The organism is Novosphingobium sp. ZN18A2 (assembly GCF_036784765.1).
In the GTDB taxonomy this organism is placed as follows: Bacteria; Pseudomonadota; Alphaproteobacteria; order Sphingomonadales; family Sphingomonadaceae; genus Novosphingobium.
Genome location: NZ_CP136651.1, coordinates 2093718 through 2120636, shown reverse-complemented (window position 1 = coordinate 2120636; position 26919 = coordinate 2093718). Strand labels below are relative to the sequence as shown.

Below are 26919 nucleotides of genomic sequence, written 5' to 3'. Positions count from 1 at the left end.
TTAGCACGGGCGGAGGGAGTGGGTCCGCCTGTTCCGGGACGGCCCTTTCTCCCCGACCGCCCAAGGAGGAAGCGCGCATGGCCGACATCAATTCCAAGCTGGAGATCGGCGTCACCACCGGCCCCATTCGCGGCAGCCGCAAGGTCCACGTGGGGCCGCTGAAGGTCGCCATGCGCGAGATCGACCTTGAACCGTCGAGCGGGGAGCCGCCGCTGCGCGTCTATGACACGTCCGGACCCTATACCGACCCCGCCGCCAGCATCGACATCCAGGCCGGTCTGCCCGCGCTGCGGCGCGACTGGATCGTGGGCCGGGGCGACGTTGAGGAATACGATGCCCGCGCGGTGAAACCGGAAGACAACGGCCAGCTGGGACCGGACCGTTCGGGCGGCGTGCCCGCGTTTCCGGGCGTGGTAAAGCGCCCGCTGCGCGCGAAGGCGGGCATGAACGTCAGCCAGATGCACTATGCCAGGCGCGGCATCATCACGCCCGAAATGGAATACGTGGCATTGCGCGAGAACGCGGGCCGCGAGGCGATGAAGGAAGCCGTTCAGCGCGACGGGCAGAGCTGGGGCGCGGCCATCCCCGACCATGTGACGCCCGAATTCGTGCGCGATGAAGTGGCGCGCGGCCGCGCGATCATTCCCAGCAACATCAACCACCCGGAAAGCGAGCCGATGGCGATCGGCCGCAACTTCCTGGTCAAGATCAATGCCAACATCGGCAATTCCGCCGTCGCCAGCGACGTGGCGAACGAAGTGGACAAGATGGTGTGGGCGATCCGCTGGGGCGCGGACACCGTGATGGACCTGTCCACCGGCCGCAACATCCACGACACGCGCGAATGGATCCTGCGCAACAGCCCGGTCCCCATCGGCACGGTGCCGATCTACCAGGCGCTGGAAAAGGTGGGCGGCATCGCCGAAGACCTGACGTGGGAAATCTTCCGCGATACGCTGATCGAACAGGCAGAGCAGGGCGTGGACTATTTCACCATCCATGCCGGCGTTCGCCTGCCCTATGTCCCGATGACCGCGAAGCGCGTGACCGGGATCGTAAGCCGCGGCGGCTCCATCATGGCCAAGTGGTGCCTTGCCCACCACAAGGAGAGCTTCCTTTACGAACACTTCGACGACATCACCGAGATCATGAAGGCGTATGACATCGCCTATTCGCTGGGTGACGGCCTGCGCCCCGGCTCCATCGCCGACGCCAACGACGAGGCGCAGTTCGCCGAACTCTATACGCTGGGCGAACTGACCAAGCGCGCCTGGGAACAGGACGTTCAGGTGATGATCGAAGGCCCCGGCCACGTGCCGATGCACAAGGTGAAGGAGAACATGGACAAGCAGCTGGAAAGCTGCGGCGAAGCCCCGTTCTACACCTTGGGGCCGCTCGTCACCGACATCGCGCCGGGATACGATCACATCACCAGCGGCATCGGCGCGGCGATGATCGGTTGGTACGGCACGGCGATGCTCTGCTACGTCACGCCCAAGGAACACCTTGGCCTGCCCGACCGGGACGACGTGAAGGTGGGCGTCGTGACCTACAAGCTGGCCGCCCACGCGGCGGACCTTGCCAAGGGCCACCCGGCGGCCAAGCTGCGCGACGACGCGCTGAGCCGCGCGCGCTTCGAATTCCGCTGGCGCGACCAGTTCAACCTCAGCCTCGACCCCGACACCGCCGAGCAATACCACGACCAGACGCTCCCGGCGGAAGGCGCGAAAACCGCTCACTTCTGCTCTATGTGCGGGCCGAAGTTCTGCTCGATGAAGATCACGCAGGAGGTGAGAGAATTTGCTGCGGCTCGCGCAGCAAATAGTGACCTGCTGGGGGCAGGTCACGATCTTGAGCCCGGGAGTGAAGCCGCGAAGCAGAACCAGGAGAGCACCGGCTTCATCGCGGCCGACGAGGCGGAGAAGGGCATGGAACGGATGAGTGAGTTGTATCGGGAGAAAGGCGACAAGCTTTATATAGATCAAGATCGGTAGTTAATGACCTTGTATCCGTCGGCTGATATCGATCTTATATCAGCCGGAGGGGCATGAATTGATTCCAGGATTCAATCTGAATGGAGTGCTTCCACCCTTCGTAGGAAGTACGCCCGGTGCGCCGATGGCGCATTCGTCCCCATATGAATGCACACCTATCGAAATGGTGCAGCGGTTCTCGACAACGGATCATCGGAAATCGCTGTTGCGTGGATTCTTCAGGTTTCGTGCAGCGCTCCGTGCTCAGGGTTTCGGACTTGGTTTTCAATGGGTCGACGGAAGTTTCACGGAAGACGTAGAAGCTTTCGGCCGGGACCCGGGAGATATTGACGTATTAACGTTATCCTACCGGCCCGATCCCTACGTAGCGGATTTTGCAGCGTGGAATGCGTTTGTCGCGGGCCAGCGCAATGGTGGTATTTTCGATCGTAACCTCAATCGTACAAATTTTGACTGCGACACTTTCTTCGTGGATCTGCATATTCCCTCACACTTGGTCGCGCGACAGGCCGCATATTGGAATGGGTTGTTTTCTCACCGCCGCAATTCCTTTCAATGGAAGGGAATGCTCGCAATCGCTCTCCATATAGACGATACGGATGCGATTGCGGCGCTCGAAGGCGAAGGCGATGAGTAAGCTGAAAAGAGCAGCGCTCCAAAGCGAAATGACCACGCTCGAAGCCCTGATCAGGGAAGGGGAAGGAGTGGATCCGCTAGGCAGTCTTTCACTTCAGCAAAGGGTGGAAGAAATTCGGCAGCAGCTGGGTATGCTGGAGGCTGAAAAACATCACGCGGACGTGACCCTTCTGTTTTACGGAAAGCCGGTTGATGGCTCTAGGGGCATCGACGCAGAATTTGCTGGGAAAGCACTTCAATCATACCAAGCGGCTCTATCGAAGCACATGAATTCCTTGACGGGTAGGGCACTTGGGCAACGAGGGCCGGTGCCGGAGCGCAAGTTTTCCCGCATGAATATCGTCGATGTTGTTCATGGGTCATTCGGATTTCAGCTCGAAGAGGACAGCGATGAAATCGAAATGTTCGATACGTCTCTCAAAGACGCGGTTCATGCAATATCAAAAATAATAAGCGACATTGCTTCTCCATCAGATGCTATATTTGAACGAGCAATTGAGGATATTGATAGCCGAACATTTATATCAGTTAAGGGGCTGATTGAATTGCTGCGTAATGAAGAGGCTCGATTTAAGATTGTCGAGGGCGAAGCTGAACAAGAATTTGATGACGCAAAGATTGAACGGGCCTATCAAAGGGTCGAACGAACGGAGGTCAATGAGAACGAAGAGCAGATCTCTGGAATATTGGTCGGCATTCTTCCAGTTGCGCGCCGGTTTGAGTTCCATATTGATGGGACAGGGGAAGTAATTTCTGGACCAGTGGGGACCCGCTTGAGCAATGATTTTCTTGAGAAAATTGAAAATGATGAGCAGGTTGTTGGCCGTCCTTGGCGTGCGTCGGTTCGAATCCGGACAGTTCGGCGTCCAGATGGAAGAGAGAAGGTTGAGTACACTTTGACCGGTCTTTTGGAATTGCGGTGACGGGGACTACGGCGACAGTTTACCAAATCCCCAAATCTGCGCCAAGCCTCGCAGCCTGATCAACAGTTGGTCATAGCCCCCGTATGAACACCACCCTCAAAATCACCAAGATCGGCAATTCCGCCGGGGTCATCCTACCCAAGGATCTGCTCGCGCACCTCAATCTTGCGGTCGGGCAGTCGGTGTCGGTCGTCACCACGCCGCGCGGGATCGAGCTGGCGGCCGAGGAGCCTGAGTTCGAGGCGCAGATGGCCGCCGCGCGCGAAGTCATGGCGCGGCGCAAGCGGGCGCTGAGGGAACTGGCGAAGTGAGGTGGGGTTTCCCCCTCCCGCTCGCGGGAGGGGTTAGGGGTGGGCATGGGCCCGCGTTGGCCCACCCCGCTGCGACTAGGCGCTGCGCGCCAACTCTCGCTGCCCCTCCCGCAGGCGGGAGGGGATGATTGCGCGACAAGTCCCCCTCCCGCTTGCGGGGAGCCGGAGGTGTGGCGAAGCCACAGCGGTCAGGGGTGGGCAATCGCGATACATCGCCCCAAACCCCTTTCCTACACACCCCCAAATGTGCCCTATCCTGCCGGATGACCCATCCCGCACCCGTCCCCTCGCGCCGCGCGCGTTCCGCGCCCGATCCTGACAATCGCCGCTGGACCAACGCGCGGCAGGCGGATTTCCTGCGGCAGCTTTCGGCCACGCACTCGGTCGCGGAAGCCGCGCGCAGCGTGGGGATGAGCCGGCAATCGGCCTATCGCCTGCGCAGCCGGTTGAAGGGCGGGGCGTTCGATCTGGCGTGGGAGGTTGCCTTCCACCACTCCTACCACGTGCTTGCCCACGCCGCGCTCGAACGCGCGCTCAATGGCGTGGAGGTGCCGGTGTTCTTCCAGGGCGAGCAGGTCGGATCGTACCGCCGCTTTGACGAGCGGCTCACCGTCGCGCTGCTGCAATGGAGCACGGTTGGCGGCACGCCCGCGCTGGGGCGGCACGGGCCTGAGGCGGAGCGCCACGCGCGCGCCTTCGATGCGCTGGTGGCGAAAGTGGAAGCGGGCGAGGAGCCGGACGGGCCGCCCGCCGAAGACGGGCCGGGCGAGCTGGAAAGGCTGCGCCGCGTGGCGTCACCCGTTATCTCAGACGCGGAAATAATGGCGGCTTTGCGTGACCTTGAGGCCGGCGGGGGCGGGTGACGCGGTGTCACCTCTGTCACCCTGCACGCACCGCGCGCCAGCGTTCCCGCGCGCGTCCTATCGCTTTTTCACGAACTCCGCGCGCAGGACCAGGCCCTTGATGCCGGGATACCTGCAGTCGATTTCCTGTTCGTCTCCGGTCAGCCGGATCGCGGGGATCACGGTGCCGCGCTTCAGCGTCTGGCCCGCGCCTTTCACGTCAAGGTCTTTCACCAGCGTAACCGAATCTCCGTCCGCCAGCAGGTTGCCCACCGCGTCGCGCACTTCAACCGCGTTTTCGGCGGCCTGTTTCGCGGCGAGTTCGGACGCGGGCATCCATTCTCCGCTATCCTCGTCATACACATAGTCTTCGTCGCCGCTCATCCTGCCGGTCCCCCTGTTCGTGGCTGGCGCTTCCCTTGGCATGGCGGGCGCGAAAAGCCAAAAGCCTTTCCGCCGCGCGGCGAAACGTGTCTTTTCCGGATGGAGGAATGCACCGGCCGTTTCCTGCCTTTGCCCGCTTGACCGCGCGTTCCCTCTCTCACACTATCACGCGATAAGGATTGGAGGGGCGAGGATGACCGACTCGATGACCGGCGGCTGCCTGTGCGGGGCGGTGCGCTATGAAATAAACGGCGAACCGGCGATGCAGGTGGTGTGCCATTGCAGCCATTGCCAGAAACAGGCGGGCAGCGCCTTTTCCACCATCGTCGGCGTGCCGGACAGCGCGGTAACGGTGACGAAGGGCGAACCCCGGACTTATGTCGATCGCGGCGAAAGCGGAAAGGCGGTGGAACGCCGGTTCTGCGGAAATTGCGGATCGCCGCTGTTCTCCATCGTCGAAGTCGCGCCGGGGATGACGTTTGTGAAGTCAGGCACGCTGGACGATACCTCGTTCTTCTCGCCCGCCGCGCATATCTGGACGCGCTCCAAACAGTGCTGGGTCGATACCGGCGCCGTGCCCGCTTTCGAAACGAACCCGGCATGACCGTGTGGGAAGGGATATTCTGGGCCGCCGCCGCATATAACCTGGTGATCGGCGTGCCGGGGATGCTGCGCGGAGACAGCGTTGAGGCGCGGGTTATCGGCGTGCTCGTCGCGGCATTCGGCATTGTCTATGCCTTCGTCGCCACCGATCCGGTGCGCTTCGCCCCGATGTTGTGGGCGGGCGTGTTCGGCAAGGTCGGCGTTGTCGCGCTGATGGGGCCGGCAGCGGCGAAAGGACAGGGGCCGAAAGGGCTGGGCCTGATCCTTGCGGGTGACGCTGCCTTCGCCCTGGCGTTCCTTGTCTTCCTGCTGGGCTGAATGGTCCGCGTGGGGTGGGGGCTATCGCGTCCGGCGGCGTCTTGCTCCGGTATGAGGGAGGCAAGTCGCATGATCCGTTTAATGGCCCTGTCGGCGCTTGCCGCCGGAGCGATGTCGGTGGCCGCTCCGGCGATGGTGGCCGCGGCGGCGCCTGCCGCTTCCGCGACGGTCCGGCAGGATGTTGATCCGGTCACGTTTTTCACCGGCACCACGGTGGGGGACGGGCAGCTGAAGAAAATGCTCTCGGGAGCGCAAGAAACGCACGATGTCAGCCGGGGGCATGTGGAACAGGACGGAACGCTGGTTCTGGACCAGACCGTGCGGATCGGGAACGACAAGCCGCTTGCCCGGCACTGGCGCCTGCATGAAGATGCGCCGGGCCAATTCAGCGGGACGATCAGCGATGCTGCCGGGAAAGTGGAAGGGCAGCTTGAAGGCCGCGTGCTTTCGATCGCCTATCGCACAAAGGGCAAGATGGACGTGCGCCAGCAGATCACCTTCGCGCCGGACGGGCAAAGCGCGCGGAACGAGATGAAGATCCGTCGCTTCGGCATGACCTTGGCGACGCTGGAGGGAACGATCACTCGCCGTTGAACTGGCCGGCCTGCGTGAACGGCGCACCTGTCCTGACGGGGGCAAGGCGCCAAAGTGGTGCAATATCGCGCATCACGGACATTGCGGCTTCGCCCCGCGCGCAATAGGTTCGCCCCGATTTCTTCGGGGAGTTCAGCAACATGAACCGGTCGCACGCCATCCTTGCCGCATTCCCCGTGCTGGCGCTTTGCGGCTGTTCGGGCGGTGCGCCCGATACCGCCGCTGCCACTGCCCACCCCGGCCTGGCGGCCTATGTGGGGAAATATCCGTCCGACAAGGTCGACGGTATAAGCTGGGAAAAGAACCGCGCCGTTATCGACGGGGTGAAGGCAACGGTCGAAGATCCGGCGGTTGTCGCACAAGTGCTGACCTACACCGGGCCGCCAGCGCCGATCGCGATGGTCGACGGCAAAGTGGTCGCCGGCGTTTGCGAGGCGCGCAACTGCGCCAACCACAACTGGGAAATACTGGTCGATCCGGGCAGCGGCCGGACCGAAGTCTGCTATCACGACCAGCGAAAGACGCCGGGCAAGTCAGTGTGGTATTCGCCCGGCGGCAGCACGGAAGAGAGGGATGGGGGCTGCTCGATCAGCTGATCGGTCGAGCCTGACTGTCACTTCGATCCGACACAGATAGCCGAAAACGTAAATGGGCGGGAGCATCGAAGAAATGCGCCCGCCCAAGTTTACGACCAGAAGAGCCCAGGCGTGCGAAAGGGATGCACCGTCGTTCCAGGGCAGACACACCCCTTCTGGAGATCGTGCCGCGCTGAGCTCTTGCCCCGTTTGACGGGGTTTGGACCTCTTGGCACTTTCGGCCTGACAACGGTCCTTCGACGGGATTAAGATTTTGTCATGCTGGCAGGGGAGGGGCCGATGGAAATCGTTGAGTTGGGCAAGAGCGCGCGCGATGCCGCAATCGCGACGCTTTCCGCCGCGTTTTCAAACGATCCGGCGATTTGCTGGCTGTTCCCCGATCCGCGCACAAGGGCGAGGCGATTACCATTGTTGATGGGGTGGACCTTCGATGATCACCTGACCAACGGATTGGTGCTCGGCACGACCGACGCCGGGGCCGTCACCTTGTGGCGCCCGCCCGGCACCGTCCATCGGCACGATGCGCTGACGCCGCCGGTCATTCTGAAATTCCTGCGGATATTCGGCACCGCCATCGTGCGTGCCGAACGGATCGACAGGGCGATAGGCATGCACATTCTGCCCGGAGAAGAACTGTTCTATTTGCGGATGGCGGCGGTCAGGCCGGAACAACAGGGAAAGGGGCTTGGCGGCAAGACGATACGTGCCGGCCTTGCTCATTCCGCTCGCGCGGGCAAACGGCCTGTGCTGGAGACGGCAACGGCATCGAACGTCGGGCTTTACCAGCGGCTTGGCTACGAAGTCGTCGAAGAATGGGACGTTTCGCGCGCCGGCCCGCATTTCTGGACGATGGCGCATCCGCGATAGCGCGTCCTGGCATCGGTTTCAGCGCCGCCTGAACGGCCAGTCCGTCACGCCGGAAACCCACAGCGCCAGCCATACGAGGACCGGCTGCAAAAGCATTCTGGGTATGTGATAGCCAAGGCCGAAGCCGTGGTCTGCACGGTGCATGTCCATGATGAAATGATGGATATTCGCGGGAAATACGCAGATCGCATAGAGCGCAAGGCCGATGCCCGCCGCCCTGCGCAACGCCGCGGAGAATGGCTGGATCAAGCCCGCCGCGCCCGCAATCTCTGCAAGGCCGGTCCAGAAGATGACGGTGGTCGGAAACGGCACCCATTGCGGTGTTATGCTTATGAACGGGTCGGGCGTCGTCAGATGGAAATACCCTGCGACCGCATAGAGAATTGCCAGGGTCCAGAGCCCGAATGTGCGCCACTTGTGCGGCGTCACGTTCCCGGCTCCCATCCCGGTGCAGCAAGTTCGAACCCTTCAAAGCGGAAAGCAGGTGCCACGACACAGGAAACCAGCACGTACCCTGCGTTCCCGGAAGCGAGCGGGCACGCCGCCTGCCATGATCCGGCAGCGATCACGTGCTGCGGTAATTCGCCCTCATGGATGTCCGCGCCAAGCCTGAATGTCGTGGCAGGCCCGGCATCGCCCTCTGCCATCGAAAGGAGGAGCGGATCGCCTGCATGCCACATCCAGATCTCATCGGCATCGACGCGGTGCCAGTGCGATCGTTCTCCGGTTGCAAGCAGGAACAGGATCGCGGTGGACGCCGCGCGATCTCCGTCAGGCGCGGGCGCGCGCCACGTTTCGCGAAAATGACCGCCTTCGGGATGGGGTTGCAGGTTCAGCCGGGCGATCAGCTTGTGCGCTTCTTCGTTCATGGCCGGATTGGTGCCCGACTTGTTGAACGCGCGCCAGTCCCCGATGCGCGGTCATGCGCGAATGTGCAGCCGGTGTTTTGACCCTACTTGGTTGCGGAAACGGTAGGCTTTCCGTCGATCGTTCCGTTGACGGGCTGGCCTGCCGACCAGGCACCGGAAACCCAGATGATCGTCATCAGCGCGGCGGCAAGGAATATTCCGCCAAGCAGCATATAGCGGACAACGCTGGGCGTTTCGCCGCCGCGCGCTTCGTCGGTCGTGACGTGCGTTTCTTCTCCGTGACGTTCCATCGAACAAACACTCCCACATTCGCCGTCCGCTTGAACGGGACGGTCTATGGGGTCTACGCGCCTGTTTCCCGGCTGTTCCCGGTCGCGGATGAAGCCGTTCCGCAGATCAGTCGCGCAAAAGGTCGTTGATGCCGGTCTTGCTGCGGGTGCGGGCGTCCACGGTTTTTACGATCACCGCGCAATAGAGCGAGGGGCCGGGCGTGCCGTCGGGAAGCGGCCTGCCGGGCATGGAGCCGGGAACCACCACGGAAAAAGGCGGCACGCGGCCCATGTGGACCTCGCCCGTCTGCCGGTCGATGATCTTGGTGGAGGCGCCCAGGTAAACGCCCATCGAAAGGACCGAGCCTTCGCCGACCATTACGCCTTCGGCCACTTCGGCCCGCGCACCGATGAAGCAGCCGTCCTCGATGATCACCGGACCGGCCTGAAGCGGTTCGAGCACCCCGCCGATCCCCGCACCGCCCGAAATATGCACGTTCTTGCCGATTTGCGCGCATGAGCCGACGGTTGCCCACGTGTCGACCATCGTGCCTTCATCGATGAAGGCGCCGATGTTCACGAAGCTGGGCATCAGCACCACATTCCGGCCGACGTGCGAACCGCGCCGGGCAACAGCGCCGGGCACGACGCGGAAACCGGCTTCGCGAAAACGGTTTTCGCCCCATCCTTCGAACTTCGACGGAACCTTGTCGAATGCCGGCGCGCCTGCTGCGCCGCCTTCCATCACGCGGTTGTCGTTCAGCCGGAACGAAAGCAGGACCGCCTTCTTCAGCCACTGGTTGACATGCCATTCGCCGCCGGTCTTTTCCGCGACGCGCGCCTTGCCACTGTCGAGCAGTTCGAGCGCTGCCTCCACAACCTTGCGCACGTCGGCGCTTGCGGGGGTTACGTTCTCACGAGCTTCCCAGGCGTTGTCGATGGCGGTTTGCAGTTCGGTCGTCATGGCGGCGCGTCCCCTCGCGGTAATCGGTCGAGCGCGCCTAGCCGAGCGCGCCCTCCGCGGCAAGCGCCGCAAGCCATTCTGCCAGGTCGCCGATCACCAGGTCGATTGCGGCATCGTCCTTCGCCCGGTCGCCCCAGTCGGTGGCAAGATCCAGCCACACGGTCTGCATGCCCATGGCCTTTGCGGGCGCGAGATTACGCGCCATGTCTTCGATGAATACGGATCGGGTCGGATCGATATTCAGCGCCTCTACCATGCCGGAATAGGCTGATTGTTCGGGCTTGGGACGATATTCCATCGCGTGAATGTCCCACACGGCCTCGAATCCTTTCTCAAGGTCCAGCGCCGACAACACGCGCCGCGCATAGGGTTCGTCCCCGTTCGTGAAAACGATGCGCCGTCCGGGCAACCGGTCGATCAGCGGGGCGAGGCGGGGGGCGGAAGCAAGCGGCGCAAGGTCGATATCGTGGACATAACCCAGGAAATCGTGCGGCGGCACGCCGTGATTGTGCATTAGCCCTGACAATGTGGTGCCGTGATCGTGGAAATAGAGCTTCTGGATGCGCCGCGCCTCTTGCCCGTCACACCCGAGAAGGTCCGCTATGTAATTGCCCATGCGCACGTCGATCTGGTCGAAAAGCCGGGTGGAGGGCGGATAGAGCGTGTTGTCCAGATCGAAAATCCAGCAGTCGACAAGGTCGGGATCAAAGGCCATTTGCGGTTTTCTTTCCATCCTTTGCGGGCGTTATTGGATATTCACATCTGTGCCGATACCATGCAGGCATGAAAGGGGCCATTGCGCGCACAACCTGTGGTCGCAGGCCTGATCGGGGAAGGGTTGGGTAGTGTCGGGATATGAACCGGGCAGGCCGATGATGCGTCGCCGCGCGGCGTGTCTTGCTTCGGTGACGGCTCTGATCGCGGCGTTGAGCGCGTGCGGCGGCGGTGGCGGCGTCAACAGCACGCCAGCGCCTGTTCCCACGCCAACGCCGACACCAACCCCGACGCCCGCACCGACTCCTACGCCAACACCCAGCCCAACCCCAACGTCCTTCAACACGGCCGAATATCGCCGGTCCGATGGCCCGGTCTATCACAACGCGATCACCGCATGGCAGGATGGAGCAACGGGTGCCGGCGTGAAGCTGGCCATCGTGGATACGGGCATCAACACGTCGAATACCGAGTTCGCCGGACGAATCTCGCCCGATTCGCGCGATGTTGTGGCCAATCGCGGCATCCAGGACGAGGACGATCATGGGAACATGGTCGCCCTTGTGGCGGCTGCGGCGCGCAACGACAGCGGGATTATGGGGATCGCATATAACGCGACGATCCAGGTCCTGCGGGCCGATGCCGTGGGATCGTGTGCCACTGCCGATCCGAACAATCCAGATTCGGGCTGCAGTTTCAACGACACCGATATCGCCGCCGGCATAAACGCCGCCGTGACGGGCGGCGCGCGCGTCATCAACCTTTCGCTGGGCGGATCCACGGCAAGCCTCAACGTTCGGCAGGCCGTCGCCCAGGCCGCGGCGGCGGGCGTGGTGGTGATCGTTTCCGCGGGCAATGAGGGGGATTCGACCGATCCCACCGTCGATCCGAACAATCCCGACCCGTTCGCCACCGACGTTCGCAATGCAGGTGGCGGCAATGTGATCATTGCCGGATCGGTGGACGATACGGGGACGATATCCGCATTCAGCAACAGGGCGGGCAGTCAGCAGAACTGGTTTCTTGCCGCCCTGGGCGAGGGCGTCTGCTGCGTCTACAGCGGCAGCCAGATCGAGGTGACAACGACGAACGGCCAGCAATATGTGACGGTGGTGAACGGGACGAGTTTCGCCGCCCCGCAGATTACCGGCGCGGTCGCATTGCTGGCGCAGGCGTTTCCCAACCTGACGGGCGCCCAGATCGTCGACCTTCTGCTGAAGACGGCGCGCGATGCCGGTGCTGCGGGAACCGACGGCATCTACGGCAGGGGCATACTCGATATCGCCAATGCCTTTGCGCCGCAGGGCACGACGTCCATCGCCGGGACGAAGGTCGCGCTTCCGCTGGGCGACACCGTCGCCGTTACCGGCCCGGCCATGGGCGATGCGGTCAACGGTCAAACGCTCGGCGCAATCGTGCTGGACGGGTATTCGCGCGCCTATGCCGTCGATTTCGCCCGCTCGCTTCAGGCCGCGCGTGTCGACCCGAAGCTTTACGGCGCGCTTTCCACCGCATCGCGTAACGTCTCCATGGGCAATGGCGCCATGTCGATGGCATTCAGCGTCGATGCCCGCCATTTTGCCGGTGCCGCGCCGCTGCGCCTTGCGCCGGAACAGGCGGACCGCGCCCGCGTGCTGGCTGCGACCGTCACCGCGCGCATCGCGCCGGACAGGCAGATCGGCTTTTCCTTCAGCCAGGGAGCAAGCGGCCTCGTCGCCTCGATGCAGGGGCAAACCGGCCCTGCCTTCCTGATCGCCGGCGACGCGCAAGGTGCGGCGGCGTTCCACGAAAGCGACGACAGCGCATTCGCAATCCGTCAGCGGATCGGTCGCTGGGGTTTGACGGTCAGCGCGGATCGTGGGCGCGTTGTCACGTCACCGGCCAATTTTGGCGCGGACTGGCTGCGCCGGACGGACCGCGAACCGTTCAGCCGCATTTCCGTTTCCGCCGATCGTCGCTTCGGAAGTCTGGACACCGTAACGGGGATTACCCTGCTGCGCGAAGACCGGACGATGCTGGGCGCGCGGCTGCACAATGCGCTGGGTGGCGGCGGTGCGACCAGTCTGTTCGTGAATACCGCGCTTGGCTGGCAATTCGCGCCATCGTGGCGACTGGGTGCGTCGGGCCGGTTCGGCTGGACTCATCCTGATCGCAGCGCGACGGTGGTCAGCGGCTCGCAGATGCTGACTTCGGCATGGTCCGCGGACATCGCAAAAACCGGCGTGTTTGCCGCGCACGACAGCCTGGCTTTGCGCGTGTCCCAGCCCCTGCGCGTTGAACGCGGCGGTTTGAACCTCGACTTGCCACAAAGTTGGTCATACGCGACGGGAACCGCCGGATACGGAATTGAACGACTGTCCCTCAGTCCTACGGGCCGAGAGATGACCGGCGAACTGGCCTGGCGCACGGACCTTTGGGACGGCGCGCTGGCCACAAGCCTGTTCTATCGCAAGGATCCGGGCCATTACGTGTCTTTGCCCGATGACAAGGGCGTAGCGGTGCGTTGGTGGCGCAGCTTTTAGCACTACTTTGGCAGAAGTATAATTTTTGGGATTCCCTCGTAGCGAGATGCGTGATTCATAGGGAGCCAGCTTTTGTGGAGGCTGGCGATGGATGGGGATTGGCAGGCGGATCTGGAGCGGTGGCTTGCCCCGTATCTGGAGGGACTGGGGAACAAGACGCGACGCCGGATGTGCCCTGCCTATATCGCCGGTCTGATTGGACCGGGAGATCGCAAGAGCATCCAGCCCATGGCGGCCCGTTCGGACGCCATCCCTTATGACCGGCTGCATCATTTCATCGGAGCGGGCCTATGGGAGAGCGCCCCGCTGGAAGCGACCTTGTGGAGCCAGGCGGACGAGCTGGTCGGCGGTGACGGAGCCTGGCTGATCATCGACGACACCGCCCTGCCGAAGAAGGGCAAGGCATCGGTCGGCGTCGCGCCGCAGTACGCCACGGCGCTGGGCAAGAATGCGAACTGCCAGACGCTGGTATCGGTGACGCTGGCTTCGGGCGAAGTTCCGGTCATGCTGGGCTTGAGGTTGTTCCTGCCGGAAAGCTGGACGAGCGATGCTGCGCGAATGGACAAGGCTGGCGTGCCTGCGCCCTTTCGTGAGTATCGCACGAAGCCCGAGATCGCGATCGAGGAGATCGATCGTGTCATGGCTGCCGGGGTGCGCTTCGGCTGCGTGTTGGCCGATGCCGGCTATGGGCTGTCCGCTCCGTTCCGGCAGGCGCTGAGCGCACGCGGGCTTTGCTGGGCCGTCGGCATTCCCCGACACCAGAAGGTCTACCCGGTCGACGTGCAACTGACCTTCCCAGTGGCGGGCCGCGGGCGACCGCGGGTCCGGCACGTGCCGGACGTCAAATCCCGGGCCGCACACGCCATGATCGAAGACGCGAAGTGGCGACAGGTCAGCTGGCGCAGGGGAACGAAAGGACGCCTGGCTGCGCGCTTTGCCGCTCTGCGCGTGCGCATCGCCGACGGAGCGCCCCAGCGGATCGGTTCCGCCGGAGCCCAGCACATGCCGGGGGAAGAAGCCTGGCTGGTGGGCGAACGTCGCTCGAACGGTGAACGCAAATACTATCTCTCGAATCTGCCTGCCGACACCCCGATCAAAGTCCTCGCCGGAGCGATCAAGGCGCGCTGGATCTGCGAGCAGGCCCATCAGCAACTCAAGGAGGAACTCGGCCTCGACCACTTCGAGGGCCGGTCCTGGACCGGGCTCCATCGCCACGCCTTGATGACGATGATGGCCTATGCCTTCCTGCAAACCCGCCGGATCGCTCAGGCGGGACGGAAAAAAAAGAGTCCCCGGCCCGCCACCTCACCCCAGCCTGCCAGCAGTGCGCCAGGCCATTCTTGACCACCTGTCACGCCCGCCACCAACGCCCTGAAGCGTCCCGGGTTTTCCGGAGGCGGTTTCATTTGAGTCATGCGACCATATCGAGGTTCCCTCTGGCTGCATAGTAATTGGCTTCGGCCTCGGCGGGTGGGATGTGCCCGATGGGGCCGAACAGGCGATGGTTGTTGAACCAGTCGACCCAGCGCAGGGTTGCCATTTCAACAGCCGATACGCTCGGCCATGACCGCTGCCGCCAGATCACTTCCGCCTTGTAGAGACCGTTGATCGTCTCGGCCAAGGCATTGTCGTAGCTATCGCCGACGCTGCCAACGGACGGGACGAGGTTGGCCTCTGCCAAGCGCTGGGTGTAGTTCATGGCCAGATATTGCACGCCCCTGTCGCTGTGATGGATCAGGCCGTCATCGGGGCCGGGTCTGCGGGCGTGGATCGCCTGCTCCAGGGCATCCAAAACGAAGTTCGCCGTGGCGCTGGTGCTGACCTTCCAGCCCACGATACGCCGGGCATAGGCATCGATCACGAAGGCGACGTAGACGAACCCGGCCCAGGTGTGGACATAGGTAAAGTCGACCACCCACAGGGCGTTGGGCCGGCTGACGCGGAACTCGCGGTTGACCTTGTCGAGCGGGCATGGCGCCTTCGGGTTGCTGACGGTAGTGACCGTCGTCTTGCCCCGCCGAACGCCTGCCAGCCCCATGGTCCGCATCAGCCGCTCCACGGTGCACTTGGCTACAGCGATGCCTTCGCGCCGCAACTGGTGCCAGACCTTGCGCGTGCCATAGAGGCCGACCCGAAGGGCGGCGAAGCCAACCTGTTCTCATGGACACGCTTGATGTCTTCCATGAGATCGTCGTCCCGCTGGGCACGGGCAGGACGCCTTCCGGGATCGGCAAGGCGGGCAGCATGTTCGTGATAGGAGGACGGGGCGACCGCCAGTTCGCGGCAGATCGGCTCGATACCCAGTTCACCCCGGTGAGCGTCGATGAACGACATCACCATTTGCCGTGGCGGTCGAGCTCCGCCTGAGCAAAATATGCCGAGGCCTTACGCAAGATCTCGTTGGCCCGGCGAAGCTCCTTCACCTCGCGCTCCAGCGCCTTGACCCGATCCCGGTCACTGGCGGCCTGCGCCGCTGGTCCCGCTCGTCGGCTCGCCTCCTCGCGGCACCAGCGGCGCAGCGTCTCGGTCGTGCAGCCGACCTTTCCGGCAATCGAGGTCATTGCCGCCCACTCTGACGGATAATCTCCCCGATGCTCCTCCACCATCCGTACCGCACGGTCGCGAAACTCAGGCGAAAACTTGTTCCTTGTAGCGCTCATTGTGGCTCCTTCTCACAAATAGGAGCCTCCGGAAAACCCGGGACGCTTCAATAACCGGATTCCAGCTGATCGCGGGTCCTTCAAGGTCGGGCCGTGTAGAATGGCGCGGGATCGGTGTGCCATCGTAATTGTCGCCGTTGCTCACCAGTGGCCATCCATAGTTGCGCCCCGGTTTGACCAGGTTGAGCTCGTCTCCGCCTCTCGGGCTGTGTTCAAGATCCCACAACCCGCCATTGGCATCGAATTGCAGGCCGAGCACGTTGCGGTGCCCGTAAGTCCAGATCTGGGACGAGACGCCGCCCCGCCCGGCAAAGGGGTTTCCCGGCGCCGGCGATCCATCGAGGTTCAACCGCACGATCTTGCCCAGGTTGGTGCCCAGATCCTGCGCAGGGGACTTTTTCTGCCGCTCGCCCGAAGACAGGAACAGGTATTTCCCGTCGGGAGAAAATGCGATGCGGTGCGAGAAATGTCCGCGTCCGCTCACCTTTGGCTGCTGGCGCCAAATGATGCGCAACTGGCGGAGGCGCGGCTCCTGTCCGCTCGTATCCAGCATGGCCGTGCCGAGCACCGCGCCGCGCGTGTTGCCGGGGCCGGACTCGACCCAGGTCAGGTAGATAGTTCCGCCATTGCCGATTTGCCTTGCGTTGGCGAATTCCGGCGCCAGTGCGATATCGCCCAATCCACCCTGACCGCCATAGTCCACTTTTGGCGTTCCGGGCACTTGAACCTTCCGCCCGGTATCTTCCCACCAGACCAGTCTGCCGGACTTTTCGGTAACGAGCGCTGAGTGCCCGCCGGGAAGGAAGGCCATGGCCCAGGGCTCGTCGAAGGTGGCCATGTTATCGATTTTAAGGGATTCGAACGTCTTTTCGCCGGCAAATTCGCTTGCGCTATCCCCGGCGGATGCGGGGCCGCAGCTTGCGACGAGCGTCATGGCAAGCAATAGCGCGGCAAGGACGGGTTTTCTGGTCATGAACGCAATATCGCACAGCACATCTGGTGGCGCCAAAGCGAAACCGGTGATCGGTGTCGACGAGGCGGGACGTGGGCCGCTTGCCGGTCCGGTGGTGGCCGCGGCGGTGGTCCTATGCAAACCGCGTCCGGCGGGGCTGGACGATTCCAAGAAGCTGAACCGTGCGCGGCGTGAGGTGCTGGACGAACAGATCCGGCGCCGATGCTTCTGGGGTATTGGCGTGGTGGACGTCGAGACGATCGACCGGATCAACATCTTTGGAGCAACGATGCTCGCGATGACCATCGCCGTTGCGTCACTTTGCGAAAAGATGGGCGAAGAGCCGGGGGAAGTCCTGATAGATGGCAACCTGACGCCGCACGGACGATGCGACGGATGGACATGGCCGGCGCGCCCGATTGTAGGCGGAGACGCACTTGAGCCATGCATCTCGGCCGCCTCGATTGTTGCGAAGGAGCATCGCGATCGGATGATGCGCGAATTTGCTTTGATGCACCCGCACTATGGCTGGGAACGCAACGCGGGATATGGAACCGCCGAACACCTGGAGGCGTTGCGCACGCACGGGGCAACGCCGCTTCACCGCCGCAGTTTCGGACCCGTTGCGCAACTGGACCTGTTCTAGCCGAACCTTCTACGAAGCGGGGAATGCCTTCGCCTGCAATTCGGCAAGGTAGCCTTCCGCGAACACCTCAAGATCGGCAGGGTCGGGCGGAAGGCCGCCTTTCTCATCCGATGCTGCGCCGAGTTCATCACGGCTGTTGACGCGGGGAAACGGCTCTGCCGGCACGGGAACGCCCAGGAACGCACACAGCGGCGCCCAGCCTTCCTTGGGCTCGAACACCAGCAGTCGTTCGGGTGCGATCGTATCTATGACTTCCCGGTTCCGCCTTACGAACCAGTCCGTCATGAAGGCGCGATCGGCGATGTCGCCGCCGTTGAACGGCCCGAATACCGCGCCTTTCATCAGGTTGCCGAACGGGCTTTCGGGAAGCCTGCTGTTCATCGCTTGCGAGAAAATCGTTTCGGAAACCGAATCGAACCAGCTGTCGGGATCGCGCTGCGTCAGGATTACCTTCGCATCGGGATAATATTCGGAAAGTTCGCGCCAATAGGTGCAGGCGGGGTAATCGGTGGTGGAGCGATAGCCTTCGAAGATCGCGTCCCAGTCCGGCTTTCCGTCGATCGCGTCCAGCCACAATGGCACATTGCGGCGCGCGCCCTTGAAGTTCTCGACCATGTGGTAGCAGGGGCCGAAGCCGATGTGCTCAAGCGCGAATTTCAACGTGAATGTTGCCGTGCGGCCAAGCCCAGCACCGATGACCTCAAGTGCCATTTGAAATTCCCCCCAATTCGGTTGTTCTTGCGTGGACGTTACGCCCGGATCGAAAAACGACGAAACTTTTTCGCACGCGAGTCCGCCGGGCCACACCACCAGATGTCGAGTCTTGGTGGCTCCATCAGACTCAATATGATGTGTGGGACTCGTTTCGTTCTACTTTGCTAACTCGATATTAACCATGTCAGGCGAGGATTCACCACGAGTCGCGGCTTGACGCGGACTCGCCAAGGACTCACCCTAGGGGCCAACAGACCAAGGGGGCATCGACGGGAATGGCAGTCACCACAGTGAAGACGAGGACGCGTGCGCGCGACAGGGCCGGGCAGGCTCCTGCGCGCCAGGAAGCGAAACGCGCGGCCCTTCCGCTGGGCACGATCCTGCGTGGAGATTGCATCGAATCGATGCGTTCGTTGCCCGATGCCAGCATTGACATGATCTTTGCCGATCCGCCCTATAACCTGCAGCTTGGCGGCGACTTGAACCGGCCGGACGGCAGTCACGTCGACGCCGTGACCGACCAGTGGGACCATTTCGACAGCTTTGCCGCCTATGACAGGTTTACCCGCGAATGGCTGACCGAGGCGCGCCGTATCCTGAAACCGGACGGGTCGCTTTGGGTCATCGGCAGCTATCACAACATTTTCCGCGTCGGTGCGATGATGCAGGACATGGGGTTCTGGATCCTCAACGACATTGTCTGGCGCAAGTCGAACCCGATGCCGAACTTCCGCGGCACGCGCTTTACCAACGCGCACGAGACGATGATCTGGGCGTCGATGGGTGAGAAGGCGAGATACACGTTCAACTATCGCGCGATGAAAACCCTGAATGACGAGCTGCAGATGCGGTCGGACTGGGTTCTGCCGATCTGTTCAGGGCCGGAACGCATCCGCAGGAACGGCGTGAAGGCGCACCCGACGCAAAAGCCCGAAGCACTGTTGTACCGCGTGATGCTGGCGACCACGAACAAGGGCGACGTTGTACTCGATCCGTTTTTCGGAACCGGCACGACGGGCGCCGTGGCAAAGCGCCTCGGGCGGGAGTGGATCGGGTGCGAGCGCGAGGAAGATTATATTTCCGTCGCCAATGAACGGATCGAAAGCGCGCTGCCGCTGGACGAAAGCGCGCTCACCACGATGCAAAGCCCCCGGTCCGCGCCCAAGGTCGCGTTCGGGCAACTGGTCGAAGCCGGGCTGATTCCGCCCGGAACGAAAGTGTTCGACAAGAAGCGCCGCTGGACAGCCACGGTCCGCGCCGACGGATCGCTTGCTCATGAAAAGCAGGTCGGTTCCATCCACGGACTGGGCAAGGATCTGCAAGGAGCGCCCAGCTGCAATGGCTGGACCTTCTGGCACATGGAAAACGAAGGCGAGATCAAGCCGATCGACGCCGCGAGACAGCTTTACCTGCTCGCCACCGAGGATTGATACGGCTCCTGACGTGACCCAAAAGCTCTATATCCGCCCGATCGCTTTCGCCGACAGTCCGCAAAGCGAGGAGGGCGAGGCAATCCGGCTCGCGGGCGGCATGGTCTATGCCAGCCGCTTCGCGCTGATCGTTCGCGACGGCGCGCGCGTAACGTCGCGCATCCGCGCCGGTGTTGGCGACATGGCCGACGCCATCGGGCGCTTGCCTGCCGCATTGCAAGGTGAGGGCGAGGACCAGTGGGCCAACCTCCAGCGCGCCCATGCGCCAATGCAACTGGGCGATCGCACGATCAGGCTGGACCAGCCGCAGGTGATGGGCATCCTGAATGTCACGCCAGACAGTTTTTCCGACGGGGGAAAATTCCTCGACAAGCCGGAAGAGGCCAACACACACGCGGCTGCCATGCTGGAAGCGGGTGCGGCGATCATCGACGTTGGCGGTGAAAGCACCCGTCCCGGTGCGCCCGCGGTGTGGGAGGGGGACGAGAAGAAGCGCGTCGTGCCCGCAATCGAAACGCTTGCGCGTGCGGGGGCGGCAATCTCTATCGACAGCCGCCATTCCAGCGTGATCGAGGCTGCGATTGCCGCCGGGGCGCACATGGTCAACGACGTATCCGCACTGCGGCACGATCCGCTCAGCCTTGAACTTGTCGCAAGAAGCGGCGCGCCGGTGGTCCTGATGCACGCTCCGGGCAATGCGGAAGACCTCCACGCCGATGCGCGTTATGACGATGTCGTGCTCGACGTGTTCGATGCCTTGCACGAACGGCGCGATGCCGCCGTCGCGGGCGGAATTGCGCGGGAAAAGATCGTGCTTGATCCGGGGATCGGCTTTGGCAAGTCGCTCGCCGAAAACCTTGCGCTTATCAATGCTCTGCCTCTGTTTCATGCGCTTGGGCAACCGTTGCTGCTGGGCGCCAGCCGGAAGCGGACGATCGGCGCCTTGTCGAATGAGGCGCTTTCTCATGAACGTCTGGGCGGCAGCATCGCCCTTGCGTTGAAGGGACTGGAGGCGGGCGTGCAGATGTTGCGCGTGCACGATGTGTTCGAAACGGTTCAGGCCATGCGCGTGTGGCGCGGTTTGCGTGACGCGGCGTTGACCGACTTTTCGCAGATGGGCGATGGCTGAACGGAAAAAGCGACGCGCGATGGATTAAATGCCCGCGGCGTCTCGTTCCCCTTGCAAGCGGCCGCGAACGGCGCGGTGCGCACTGCCAAGGGAGGCATAGATGAAAGCGACCTCTGCCATTGCGGCCTTAGTGATTGCGATTCTCGGGAGTGGCACCGCCTATGCGGTGACGATGCCGACGCTTTATGAAGAGGCGCTTGCCCACAAAGAGGAGGCGCACATCATTGCACAGCCGATTGCGGGCATCGCCAACAAGTACTGGTTCAATTACCAGGTCGGCGTGGTCGAGGCGAAGAAGGAACTGGCGAGCGACCTGCACCGTGCCGACGATACCGGCGACCTGCGCGATGCATGGGGCGAATATGCCCATGAATTGCGGCACGAACGGCGGCATTACATCAAGAAGATGGCGAAGCGCGGCTATCGTGTCGGCGAGGTATATCTCGACAGATAAGGGCGACGGGGCAGGTGGCGGCCCAGCGTCGGGGGCTCAAATGGCATAGCCCCCGTCGCTTACCAGCACGGTTCCGGTGATCGTGGCCGCCATTTCCGAAAGCAGGAAACCGATCTGCCCCGCGATTTCATCTGCCGTGGCATAGCGGCCCAGCGGCGTTGCGGACCCCATCGCGGCAATCGCCGCCTCGCGTCCGCCTTCCTTTGCCTCAAGATCCTTGAAGAACGGAACGGTATCCCAGATCGGTGTATCTACTCCGCCGGGTGCAATGGCATTCACCCGCACCCCGAAATCCGCCGCTTCCTTCGCCGCGACCCGTGCCAGCTGGATCACGCCGGCCTTGGACGCCGCATAGGCCGCGATACCCGGCTCTGCCTTCAGGCCCACTACCGACGCGGTAAGCACGATGGCGCCCCGGCCGGCCTTCTTCATTGTGCGCATCGCGAAGCGCAGACCCAGGAATGCCCCGTCAAGGTTGACGGCCATGACCTTTTTCCACGCGGCGATATCCAGATCCGTGATAGCGGTGCCTGCCGCTATGCCCGCGTTGATCACGGCGCAATCGATGGACGGGCTTTCGCGGGCCAGCAAGGTCCACAATGCCGGATCGGCAACGTCCCCGCCGATCGGCGTGACGTTGCAGGACAGGCCAAGACGGTCGAGGCCAGGCCGGTCGATATCGACAAGCACCAGCCGCTCTATCCCGCGTCCGTCCAGCCACCTGGCGGTTGCCGCACCGATGCCCGAGGCCGCGCCGGTAATCAGCGCTGTCTTGCCCGAAAAATCGAAAATTCCGTCACCCATCGGGCAACGCTAGACCGCGTTACGCCGCGTTGTCGATACCGAGTTCGTTGAGCTTGCGGTAAAGCGTGGACCGGCCGATGCCCAACCGGCGGGCGACTTCGGTCATCCGTCCGCGATAGTGCCCGATGGCGAGCCGGATCACATCGGCCTCGATTTCCTCAAGCGGACGAAGGTTCCCGTCCGGCGTATAGAGTGTGATCCCGGCAGCCTCTATCAGAGGCTGGGAGGACGGCGCCGCTTCGCCAAGGATATCGGCCAGGTTCGGGAAATCCTGCACCGTCAGCGCCTCGCCGTCGCAGAACACGGCCGCGCGGAAAAGCGTAGCCTGCAACTGGCGGACGTTGCCCGGCCAGTCATAGGCGGCAAGCAGCGAAAGCGCGCTGTCCGTTATGCCCAGCGGACGCAGACCGGGCTGCTCGCCGATCCGGGCAAGGAAATGGCGCGCAAGCGCCGGAATATCGCCGCTTCTCTCGCGCAGCGCGGGAAGGCGCACCCGGATGGCGGAAAGCGCTTCCAGCAGGTCAGGGCGGAATGCGCCGGTTTCCGCCAGGTCGGCCATGGGCGCATTGCTTGCGGCGATGATCCGCACATCCACCTTGAAGGAATGCCGCGCGCCGATCGGCTGCACGTCGCCGCGCGCCATGAACCGGGCCAGCCGCTCCTGAACGTCGGGGGGCAGGCGATCGATCTCGTCGATGATCAGGGTTCCGCCATCGGCGTGCTGCAAGGCGCCGATATGACGCTCGAAAGCACCCGCAAAGGCGCCTTTTTCATGGCCGAACAGCACGGACTCGATCTGGTTTGCGGGCACGCCGGCCACGTTCACCATGCGCAGCGCTGTCTTTGCGCGCGGCGATGCGGCGTGCATCGCGCGCACCAGCATTTCCTTGCCTGTACCGCTTTCGCCTTCGATCAGGACCGGGCTGTGCGTGCGGGCGGCCTTGGCCGCGACGGCGAGCGCGGCGCGGAACGATGGCGCCGCGCCGATCATCGCGTCGAAGTCCAGCGGCGTTCCGAACTTTTCGGTAAGCGGCTGAAGCTCGGCAGCGGGAATTTCCCGCGTGGTCGCCGCGCGAAGGGCCTGCAACAGGCGTTCCGGCGCGACGGGCTTGATGAGGTAATCGGTCGCGCCCGCGCGCATCGCCTCCACGGCCAGCAGTGGGCTGGCGCTGGTCGTGAGCATCAGGATCGGCAAGGCGGGGCGGCGTGCCTTCAACTCCGCGATTAGGTCGCAGGCGTCGTCTCCGGGAACCCACTGGTCGAGCACAATGGCAGAAAGTTGCATCCCCTGCCGGGTGCCGAGCATTGCGATGGCCGTTTCCGAATCGCCCGCGACGACCGTGCGCCATCCCTCCCGCGCTGCCAGTGCCGATATGAGGCGGCACTGCGCGGGTTCATCGTCGATCAGCATCAACAGGCGCTCTGGGCCTTCGGACATATGCTCCCCGCAGGTCTGGTCAGGCAGAAGACCTAGAGCAATTGGGTAAAGGCTCGATTAAGGCTGATCGGACACTCTGGCCTCTTGAGGTGCGGCGGAGGCGCGGTTACAGGATAAGTCGAGAGTTTGGGGGGCATCCGCCCCGCGCATCAAAACAGGGACGGATATGAGCGCGAATGACATGAAAGCGGCCGAGCAGACCTATGTCGGCTTTCTCAACCTGATTAAGTATTCGATCCCGGTGATCGCCTTCATCGTGATCGTCGTTATCCTGCTGATTTCCTGACACCGGTGGCTACACCGATCCGGATCGCGGTTCTCAAGGAACGCGCCCCGGGCGAAACCCGCGTTGCGGCAACGCCCGAGACGGTAAAGAAGTTCGTCGGGCTGGGTGCCAGCGTGGCGGTAGAGGCGGGCGCGGGTGAAGCTGCGTCTATTGCCGATGCCGACTACGCCGCCGCCGGGGCGAGCGTGGCGGCCGGCGATGCGGTGAAGGATGCGGACATCGTTCTGGCCGTGCAGGGGCCGGAACCGGCGGTTCTTGCAGGGGCGAAGCCGGGCGCGTGGATCGTTGCCGGACTGGACCCATTCGGCCAGCGCGAACGCGTGGATGCCTATGCTTCTGCGGGTTTCGAGGCGCTGGCGATGGAATTCATGCCGCGCATCACGCGCGCGCAATCCATGGATATCCTGTCAAGCCAGTCGAACCTTTCAGGCTACAAGGCGGTGGTCGACGCGGCGGGCACTTATGGCCGCGCGTTCCCGATGATGATGACCGCCGCGGGCACGATTTCCGCGGCAAGGTGCTTTGTCATGGGCGTGGGCGTGGCGGGATTGCAGGCGATTGCCACCGCCCGCCGCCTTGGCGCGCAGGTTTCCGCGACGGACGTTCGGTCTGCCACCAGGGAGCAGATCCAGTCGCTTGGCGCGAAGCCGATCTTCGTGGAAAGCGTGGCGGGGATCGAAGGCGAGGGATCGGGCGGCTATGCCACCGAGATGAGCGAGGAATACCAGAAGGCGCAGGCCGAACTGGTCAGCTCGCACATTGCCAAGCAGGACATCGTCATCACAACGGCCCTTATACCGGGCAGAGCGGCACCAAGGCTGATCACCGACGCACAGATCGCCACAATGAAGCCCGGCAGCGTGATCTTCGACCTTGCGGTTGCGCAGGGCGGCAACGTCGAGGGTTCGAAGCCTGATGAAATCGTGGTGAAGCACGGCGTGAAGATCATGGGCTATTCCAACACGCCCGCGCATCTGGCGGCGGACGCTTCGGCGCTGTTCAGCCGCAACCTGTTCAACTTCCTCTCGGCCTTCTGGGACAAAGAGCAGGGCAAGCCCGTGCTCGACGAGGAAATCGGCGATGCGATCCGGCTGACGCAGGGCGGCAAAGTCGTCAATCCGCGCCTGCTGGGCTGAAGGGGGCAAGCCAAGTGGACTTCATTTCGATCCTGTCGATTTTCGTGCTGGCCTGTTTCGTGGGCTATTACGTCGTCTGGTCGGTCACCCCGGCGCTGCATACGCCGCTGATGGCGGTGACCAACGCGATTTCATCCGTCATCGTGGTCGGCGCGCTGATCGCCAGTGCGGCGTCGGGAAGCGCCGGGTCCAAATGGCTCGGGCTGATCGCCGTGGCGCTTGCATCCGTGAACATCTTCGGCGGATTCGCCGTAACGGAGCGGATGCTGGCGATGTACAAGAAGAAGGAGAAGCCGGCGCAGAAGCCGGCCAATGGCGGGGAGGGCAAGTGATGGTCCCCCAGCCGGAAATCAACGCGCCGATGGCGGCCTTTCCCGCAGCGGCGGGCGAAGCGATTCACGCGGTCAGCCCGTGGGTTGCGCTGGCCTATCTGGCGGCGGGCGTACTGTTCATCCTTGCGCTGCGCGGGCTTTCCAGCCCGGCGACATCGCGCCGGGGCAACCGCTTCGGCATAATCGGCATGACGATTGCCGTGGTGACGACGCTTGTCACGCATTCTATCGCCAGCCTGCCGGAAATCGTCGCGGCCATCGCCATCGGCGGCGGCGTGGGCTTCCTGATCGCGCGCCGCATCAAGATGACCGACATGCCGCAACTTGTCGCGGCGTTTCACTCGCTGGTCGGCATGGCGGCGGTGCTGGTCGGCTGGGCGGCCTACCTGAACCCCTCGGCCTTTGGCATCACCGGCCTTGAAGGACTGATCGAACCGCAGAGCCGCGTCGAGATGGGCCTCGGCATCGCCATCGGTGCGATCACGTTCAGCGGCTCTGTCATTGCGTTCCTGAAACTCGCCGGGAAGATGAGCGGCGCGCCGATCATCCTGCCGGCGCGGCACGTTATCAACCTGGGCACGCTTGCGGCGATCCTTGGGCTGGTGGCCTATTTCACGCAGGATCAGGGATTGTGGGTGATCGCGGTCGTCACCGCATTGAGCTTTGCCATCGGTTTCCTGCTGATCATCCCGATCGGCGGGGCGGATATGCCGGTGGTTGTCTCGATGCTCAACTCGTATTCGGGCTGGGCGGCGGCAGCGATGGGCTTTACGCTGCACAACACCGCGATGATCATCACCGGCGCGCTGGTCGGCTCTTCAGGCGCGATCCTGTCCTACATCATGTGCCGCGCAATGAATCGCAGCTTCATCTCGGTGATCGCGGGCGGCTTCGGCGCGGACACTTCGGGCGGCGGTGAAGGCGCCCCGCGCGAGCAGCGCCCCTACAAGCAGGGCAGCGCCGACGATGCCGCGTTCATCCTTGAGCAGGCGGAAAAGGTCATCATCATCCCCGGCTATGGCATGGCCGTGGCGCAGGCGCAGCACGCGCTGCGCGAGATGGGCGACCTGCTGAAAGAGAAGGGCGTGGAGGTAAAGTACGCGATCCACCCGGTCGCGGGCCGTATGCCCGGCCACATGAACGTGCTGCTGGCCGAAGCCAACGTGCCTTACGATGAAGTGTTCGAGCTGGAAGACATCAACTCCGAATTCGCCACGGCGGACGTTGCCTTCATCATCGGCGCGAATGACGTGGTGAACCCGGCGGCCAAGACCGACAAGTCCAGCCCGATCTACGGCATGCCGGTGTTCGATGTGGACAAGGCCAAGCAGGTGTTCTTCATCAAGCGCAGCATGGGCGGCGTGGGCTATGCCGGCGTCGACAACGACGTGTTCTATATGGACCAGACGATGATGTTGTTGTCCGATGCCAAGAAGATGGTCGAGGAAATCAACAAGGCGCTGGCTGCCTAGCGACTTCGGCGGTTCCGATCCCAGGTGCGGGCCGCCGCCGCGCGGGGCATTGACTTACAT

The 26919-nt window shown here is 63.2% G+C and carries 30 protein-coding genes, 1 pseudogene and 1 other annotated feature; of the genes and pseudogenes, 20 read left to right on the top strand and 11 right to left on the bottom strand.

Going from position 1 to position 26919, the window contains the following annotated elements:
- Window positions 1-77 precede the first annotated feature (77 nt).
- The 5 genes from thiC (at window position 78) to RXV95_RS10195 (ending at window position 4727) form a co-directional block, all read left to right on the top strand.
- Window positions 78-1994, top strand: coding sequence for a phosphomethylpyrimidine synthase ThiC (gene thiC / locus RXV95_RS10215; protein WP_338465943.1), 1917 nt, complete (start codon window positions 78-80; stop codon window positions 1992-1994).
- Window positions 1995-2052: 58 nt separating this feature from the next.
- Window positions 2053-2631 (top strand): hypothetical protein, encoded by a 579-nt coding sequence (locus RXV95_RS10210; protein WP_338465942.1) that lies wholly within the window; start codon window positions 2053-2055, stop codon window positions 2629-2631.
- The gene (locus RXV95_RS10205; protein ID WP_338465941.1) at window positions 2624-3553 is read left to right on the top strand and encodes a hypothetical protein; all 930 of its coding nucleotides are present in this window, start codon (window positions 2624-2626) and stop codon (window positions 3551-3553) included. The genes RXV95_RS10210 and RXV95_RS10205 overlap by 8 nt, the downstream gene beginning before the upstream one ends.
- Before the next feature lie 83 nt (window positions 3554-3636).
- Window positions 3637-3864, top strand: a complete 228-nt coding sequence (locus RXV95_RS10200) for an AbrB/MazE/SpoVT family DNA-binding domain-containing protein (protein WP_338465940.1) — start codon at window positions 3637-3639, stop codon at window positions 3862-3864.
- 263 nt (window positions 3865-4127) lie between these two features.
- Window positions 4128-4727 carry a hypothetical protein gene (locus RXV95_RS10195; RefSeq protein WP_338465939.1) on the top strand — a complete coding sequence of 200 codons (600 nt, stop codon included), beginning with the start codon at window positions 4128-4130 and terminating at the stop codon, window positions 4725-4727.
- Window positions 4728-4784: 57 nt separating this feature from the next.
- Here RXV95_RS10195 and RXV95_RS10190 read toward each other — a convergent pair whose 3' ends face one another.
- Window positions 4785-5090, bottom strand: a complete 306-nt coding sequence (locus RXV95_RS10190) for an alkylphosphonate utilization protein (RefSeq protein ID WP_338465938.1) — start codon at window positions 5088-5090, stop codon at window positions 4785-4787.
- A 193-nt stretch (window positions 5091-5283) separates the two neighbouring features.
- Here RXV95_RS10190 and RXV95_RS10185 point away from each other — a divergent pair, with 193 nt between their 5' ends.
- The 5 genes from RXV95_RS10185 (at window position 5284) to RXV95_RS10165 (ending at window position 8068) form a co-directional block, all read left to right on the top strand.
- Window positions 5284-5694, top strand: coding sequence for a GFA family protein (locus tag RXV95_RS10185; protein WP_338465937.1), 411 nt, complete (start codon window positions 5284-5286; stop codon window positions 5692-5694).
- On the top strand, window positions 5691-6011 hold the full coding sequence (locus RXV95_RS10180; RefSeq protein WP_338465936.1) for a hypothetical protein: 321 nt from the start codon (window positions 5691-5693) through the stop codon (window positions 6009-6011). The genes RXV95_RS10185 and RXV95_RS10180 overlap by 4 nt, the downstream gene beginning before the upstream one ends.
- A 69-nt stretch (window positions 6012-6080) precedes the next feature.
- Window positions 6081-6605, top strand: a complete 525-nt coding sequence (locus RXV95_RS10175; protein ID WP_338465935.1) for a DUF3833 family protein — start codon at window positions 6081-6083, stop codon at window positions 6603-6605.
- A 140-nt stretch (window positions 6606-6745) separates the two neighbouring features.
- Window positions 6746-7201, top strand: coding sequence for a hypothetical protein (locus tag RXV95_RS10170; RefSeq protein ID WP_338465934.1), 456 nt, complete (start codon window positions 6746-6748; stop codon window positions 7199-7201).
- A gap of 279 nt (window positions 7202-7480) precedes the next feature.
- A complete protein-coding gene (locus RXV95_RS10165; RefSeq protein WP_338465932.1) occupies window positions 7481-8068 on the top strand; it encodes a GNAT family N-acetyltransferase in 588 nt (195 codons plus the stop codon).
- A gap of 18 nt (window positions 8069-8086) precedes the next feature.
- Here RXV95_RS10165 and RXV95_RS10160 read toward each other — a convergent pair whose 3' ends face one another.
- The 5 genes from RXV95_RS10160 to RXV95_RS10140 form a co-directional block, all read right to left on the bottom strand.
- The gene (locus RXV95_RS10160) at window positions 8087-8497 is read right to left on the bottom strand and encodes a DoxX family protein (protein WP_338465931.1); all 411 of its coding nucleotides are present in this window, start codon (window positions 8495-8497) and stop codon (window positions 8087-8089) included.
- Complete coding sequence (locus RXV95_RS10155) at window positions 8494-8937, bottom strand: cupin domain-containing protein (RefSeq protein ID WP_338465930.1); 444 nt, start codon at window positions 8935-8937, stop codon at window positions 8494-8496. The genes RXV95_RS10160 and RXV95_RS10155 overlap by 4 nt, the downstream gene beginning before the upstream one ends.
- Before the next feature lie 83 nt (window positions 8938-9020).
- Window positions 9021-9227, bottom strand: coding sequence for a hypothetical protein (locus RXV95_RS10150; RefSeq protein WP_338465929.1), 207 nt, complete (start codon window positions 9225-9227; stop codon window positions 9021-9023).
- A 106-nt stretch (window positions 9228-9333) separates the two neighbouring features.
- The gene (gene dapD / locus RXV95_RS10145; RefSeq protein ID WP_338465928.1) at window positions 9334-10170 is read right to left on the bottom strand and encodes a 2,3,4,5-tetrahydropyridine-2,6-dicarboxylate N-succinyltransferase; all 837 of its coding nucleotides are present in this window, start codon (window positions 10168-10170) and stop codon (window positions 9334-9336) included.
- A gap of 37 nt (window positions 10171-10207) precedes the next feature.
- Window positions 10208-10885, bottom strand: a complete 678-nt coding sequence (locus RXV95_RS10140; protein WP_338465927.1) for a pyrimidine 5'-nucleotidase — start codon at window positions 10883-10885, stop codon at window positions 10208-10210.
- A gap of 130 nt (window positions 10886-11015) precedes the next feature.
- On the opposite strand from RXV95_RS10140, the gene RXV95_RS10135 reads away from it, so the two are divergent.
- A complete protein-coding gene (locus RXV95_RS10135; RefSeq protein ID WP_338465926.1) occupies window positions 11016-13406 on the top strand; it encodes a S8 family peptidase in 2391 nt (796 codons plus the stop codon).
- An 87-nt stretch (window positions 13407-13493) separates the two neighbouring features.
- Window positions 13494-14750, top strand: coding sequence for an IS701 family transposase (locus RXV95_RS10130; RefSeq protein WP_338465925.1), 1257 nt, complete (start codon window positions 13494-13496; stop codon window positions 14748-14750).
- Window positions 14751-14817: 67 nt separating this feature from the next.
- Here the strand turns inward: RXV95_RS10130 and RXV95_RS10125 are convergent.
- Window positions 14818-16066 (bottom strand): annotated as a pseudogene (locus RXV95_RS10125) (IS3 family transposase).
- Window positions 15671-15785: a sequence feature (AL1L pseudoknot), on the bottom strand. (Overlaps the previous pseudogene by 115 nt.)
- A complete protein-coding gene (locus RXV95_RS10120; protein ID WP_338465924.1) occupies window positions 16035-17000 on the bottom strand; it encodes a PQQ-dependent sugar dehydrogenase in 966 nt (321 codons plus the stop codon). The pseudogene RXV95_RS10125 and the gene RXV95_RS10120 overlap by 32 nt, the downstream one beginning before the upstream one ends.
- Before the next feature lie 37 nt (window positions 17001-17037).
- Between RXV95_RS10120 and RXV95_RS10115 the strand changes: the two genes are divergently transcribed.
- Window positions 17038-17664, top strand: coding sequence for a ribonuclease HII (locus RXV95_RS10115; RefSeq protein ID WP_338465923.1), 627 nt, complete (start codon window positions 17038-17040; stop codon window positions 17662-17664).
- Window positions 17665-17673: 9 nt separating this feature from the next.
- Here RXV95_RS10115 and RXV95_RS10110 read toward each other — a convergent pair whose 3' ends face one another.
- A complete protein-coding gene (locus RXV95_RS10110; RefSeq protein ID WP_338465922.1) occupies window positions 17674-18375 on the bottom strand; it encodes a sulfotransferase family protein in 702 nt (233 codons plus the stop codon).
- A gap of 278 nt (window positions 18376-18653) precedes the next feature.
- On the opposite strand from RXV95_RS10110, the gene RXV95_RS10105 reads away from it, so the two are divergent.
- From RXV95_RS10105 to RXV95_RS10095, 3 genes are all read left to right on the top strand, one after another.
- On the top strand, window positions 18654-19808 hold the full coding sequence (locus tag RXV95_RS10105; RefSeq protein ID WP_338465921.1) for a site-specific DNA-methyltransferase: 1155 nt from the start codon (window positions 18654-18656) through the stop codon (window positions 19806-19808).
- Window positions 19809-19821: 13 nt separating this feature from the next.
- Window positions 19822-20937 (top strand): dihydropteroate synthase, encoded by a 1116-nt coding sequence (folP, locus tag RXV95_RS10100; protein WP_338465920.1) that lies wholly within the window; start codon window positions 19822-19824, stop codon window positions 20935-20937.
- 100 nt (window positions 20938-21037) lie between these two features.
- Complete coding sequence (locus tag RXV95_RS10095) at window positions 21038-21391, top strand: hypothetical protein (RefSeq protein ID WP_338465919.1); 354 nt, start codon at window positions 21038-21040, stop codon at window positions 21389-21391.
- Between the two features lie 36 nt (window positions 21392-21427).
- On the opposite strand, the gene RXV95_RS10090 is transcribed toward RXV95_RS10095, so the two are convergent.
- Together RXV95_RS10090 and RXV95_RS10085 are read right to left on the bottom strand one after the other, a co-directional pair.
- Window positions 21428-22195, bottom strand: coding sequence for an SDR family NAD(P)-dependent oxidoreductase (locus tag RXV95_RS10090; RefSeq protein ID WP_338465918.1), 768 nt, complete (start codon window positions 22193-22195; stop codon window positions 21428-21430).
- A gap of 19 nt (window positions 22196-22214) precedes the next feature.
- Window positions 22215-23633: a sigma-54 dependent transcriptional regulator gene (locus tag RXV95_RS10085; RefSeq protein WP_338465917.1), complete on the bottom strand. Its 1419-nt coding sequence runs from the start codon at window positions 23631-23633 to the stop codon at window positions 22215-22217.
- Window positions 23634-23799: 166 nt separating this feature from the next.
- Between RXV95_RS10085 and RXV95_RS10080 the strand changes: the two genes are divergently transcribed.
- The 4 genes from RXV95_RS10080 to RXV95_RS10065 are packed head-to-tail and all read left to right on the top strand — an operon-like array spanning window position 23800 to window position 26859.
- Window positions 23800-23919 (top strand): aa3-type cytochrome c oxidase subunit IV, encoded by a 120-nt coding sequence (locus RXV95_RS10080; protein WP_338465916.1) that lies wholly within the window; start codon window positions 23800-23802, stop codon window positions 23917-23919.
- 17 nt (window positions 23920-23936) lie between these two features.
- A complete protein-coding gene (locus tag RXV95_RS10075) occupies window positions 23937-25055 on the top strand; it encodes an NAD(P) transhydrogenase subunit alpha (RefSeq protein WP_338468550.1) in 1119 nt (372 codons plus the stop codon).
- A gap of 14 nt (window positions 25056-25069) precedes the next feature.
- The gene (locus tag RXV95_RS10070) at window positions 25070-25387 is read left to right on the top strand and encodes an NAD(P) transhydrogenase subunit alpha (RefSeq protein ID WP_338465915.1); all 318 of its coding nucleotides are present in this window, start codon (window positions 25070-25072) and stop codon (window positions 25385-25387) included.
- A 29-nt stretch (window positions 25388-25416) separates the two neighbouring features.
- Entirely contained in the window at window positions 25417-26859 is a 1443-nt protein-coding gene (locus tag RXV95_RS10065; RefSeq protein WP_338468549.1) for an NAD(P)(+) transhydrogenase (Re/Si-specific) subunit beta, read from the top strand.
- Window positions 26860-26919 lie beyond the last annotated feature (60 nt).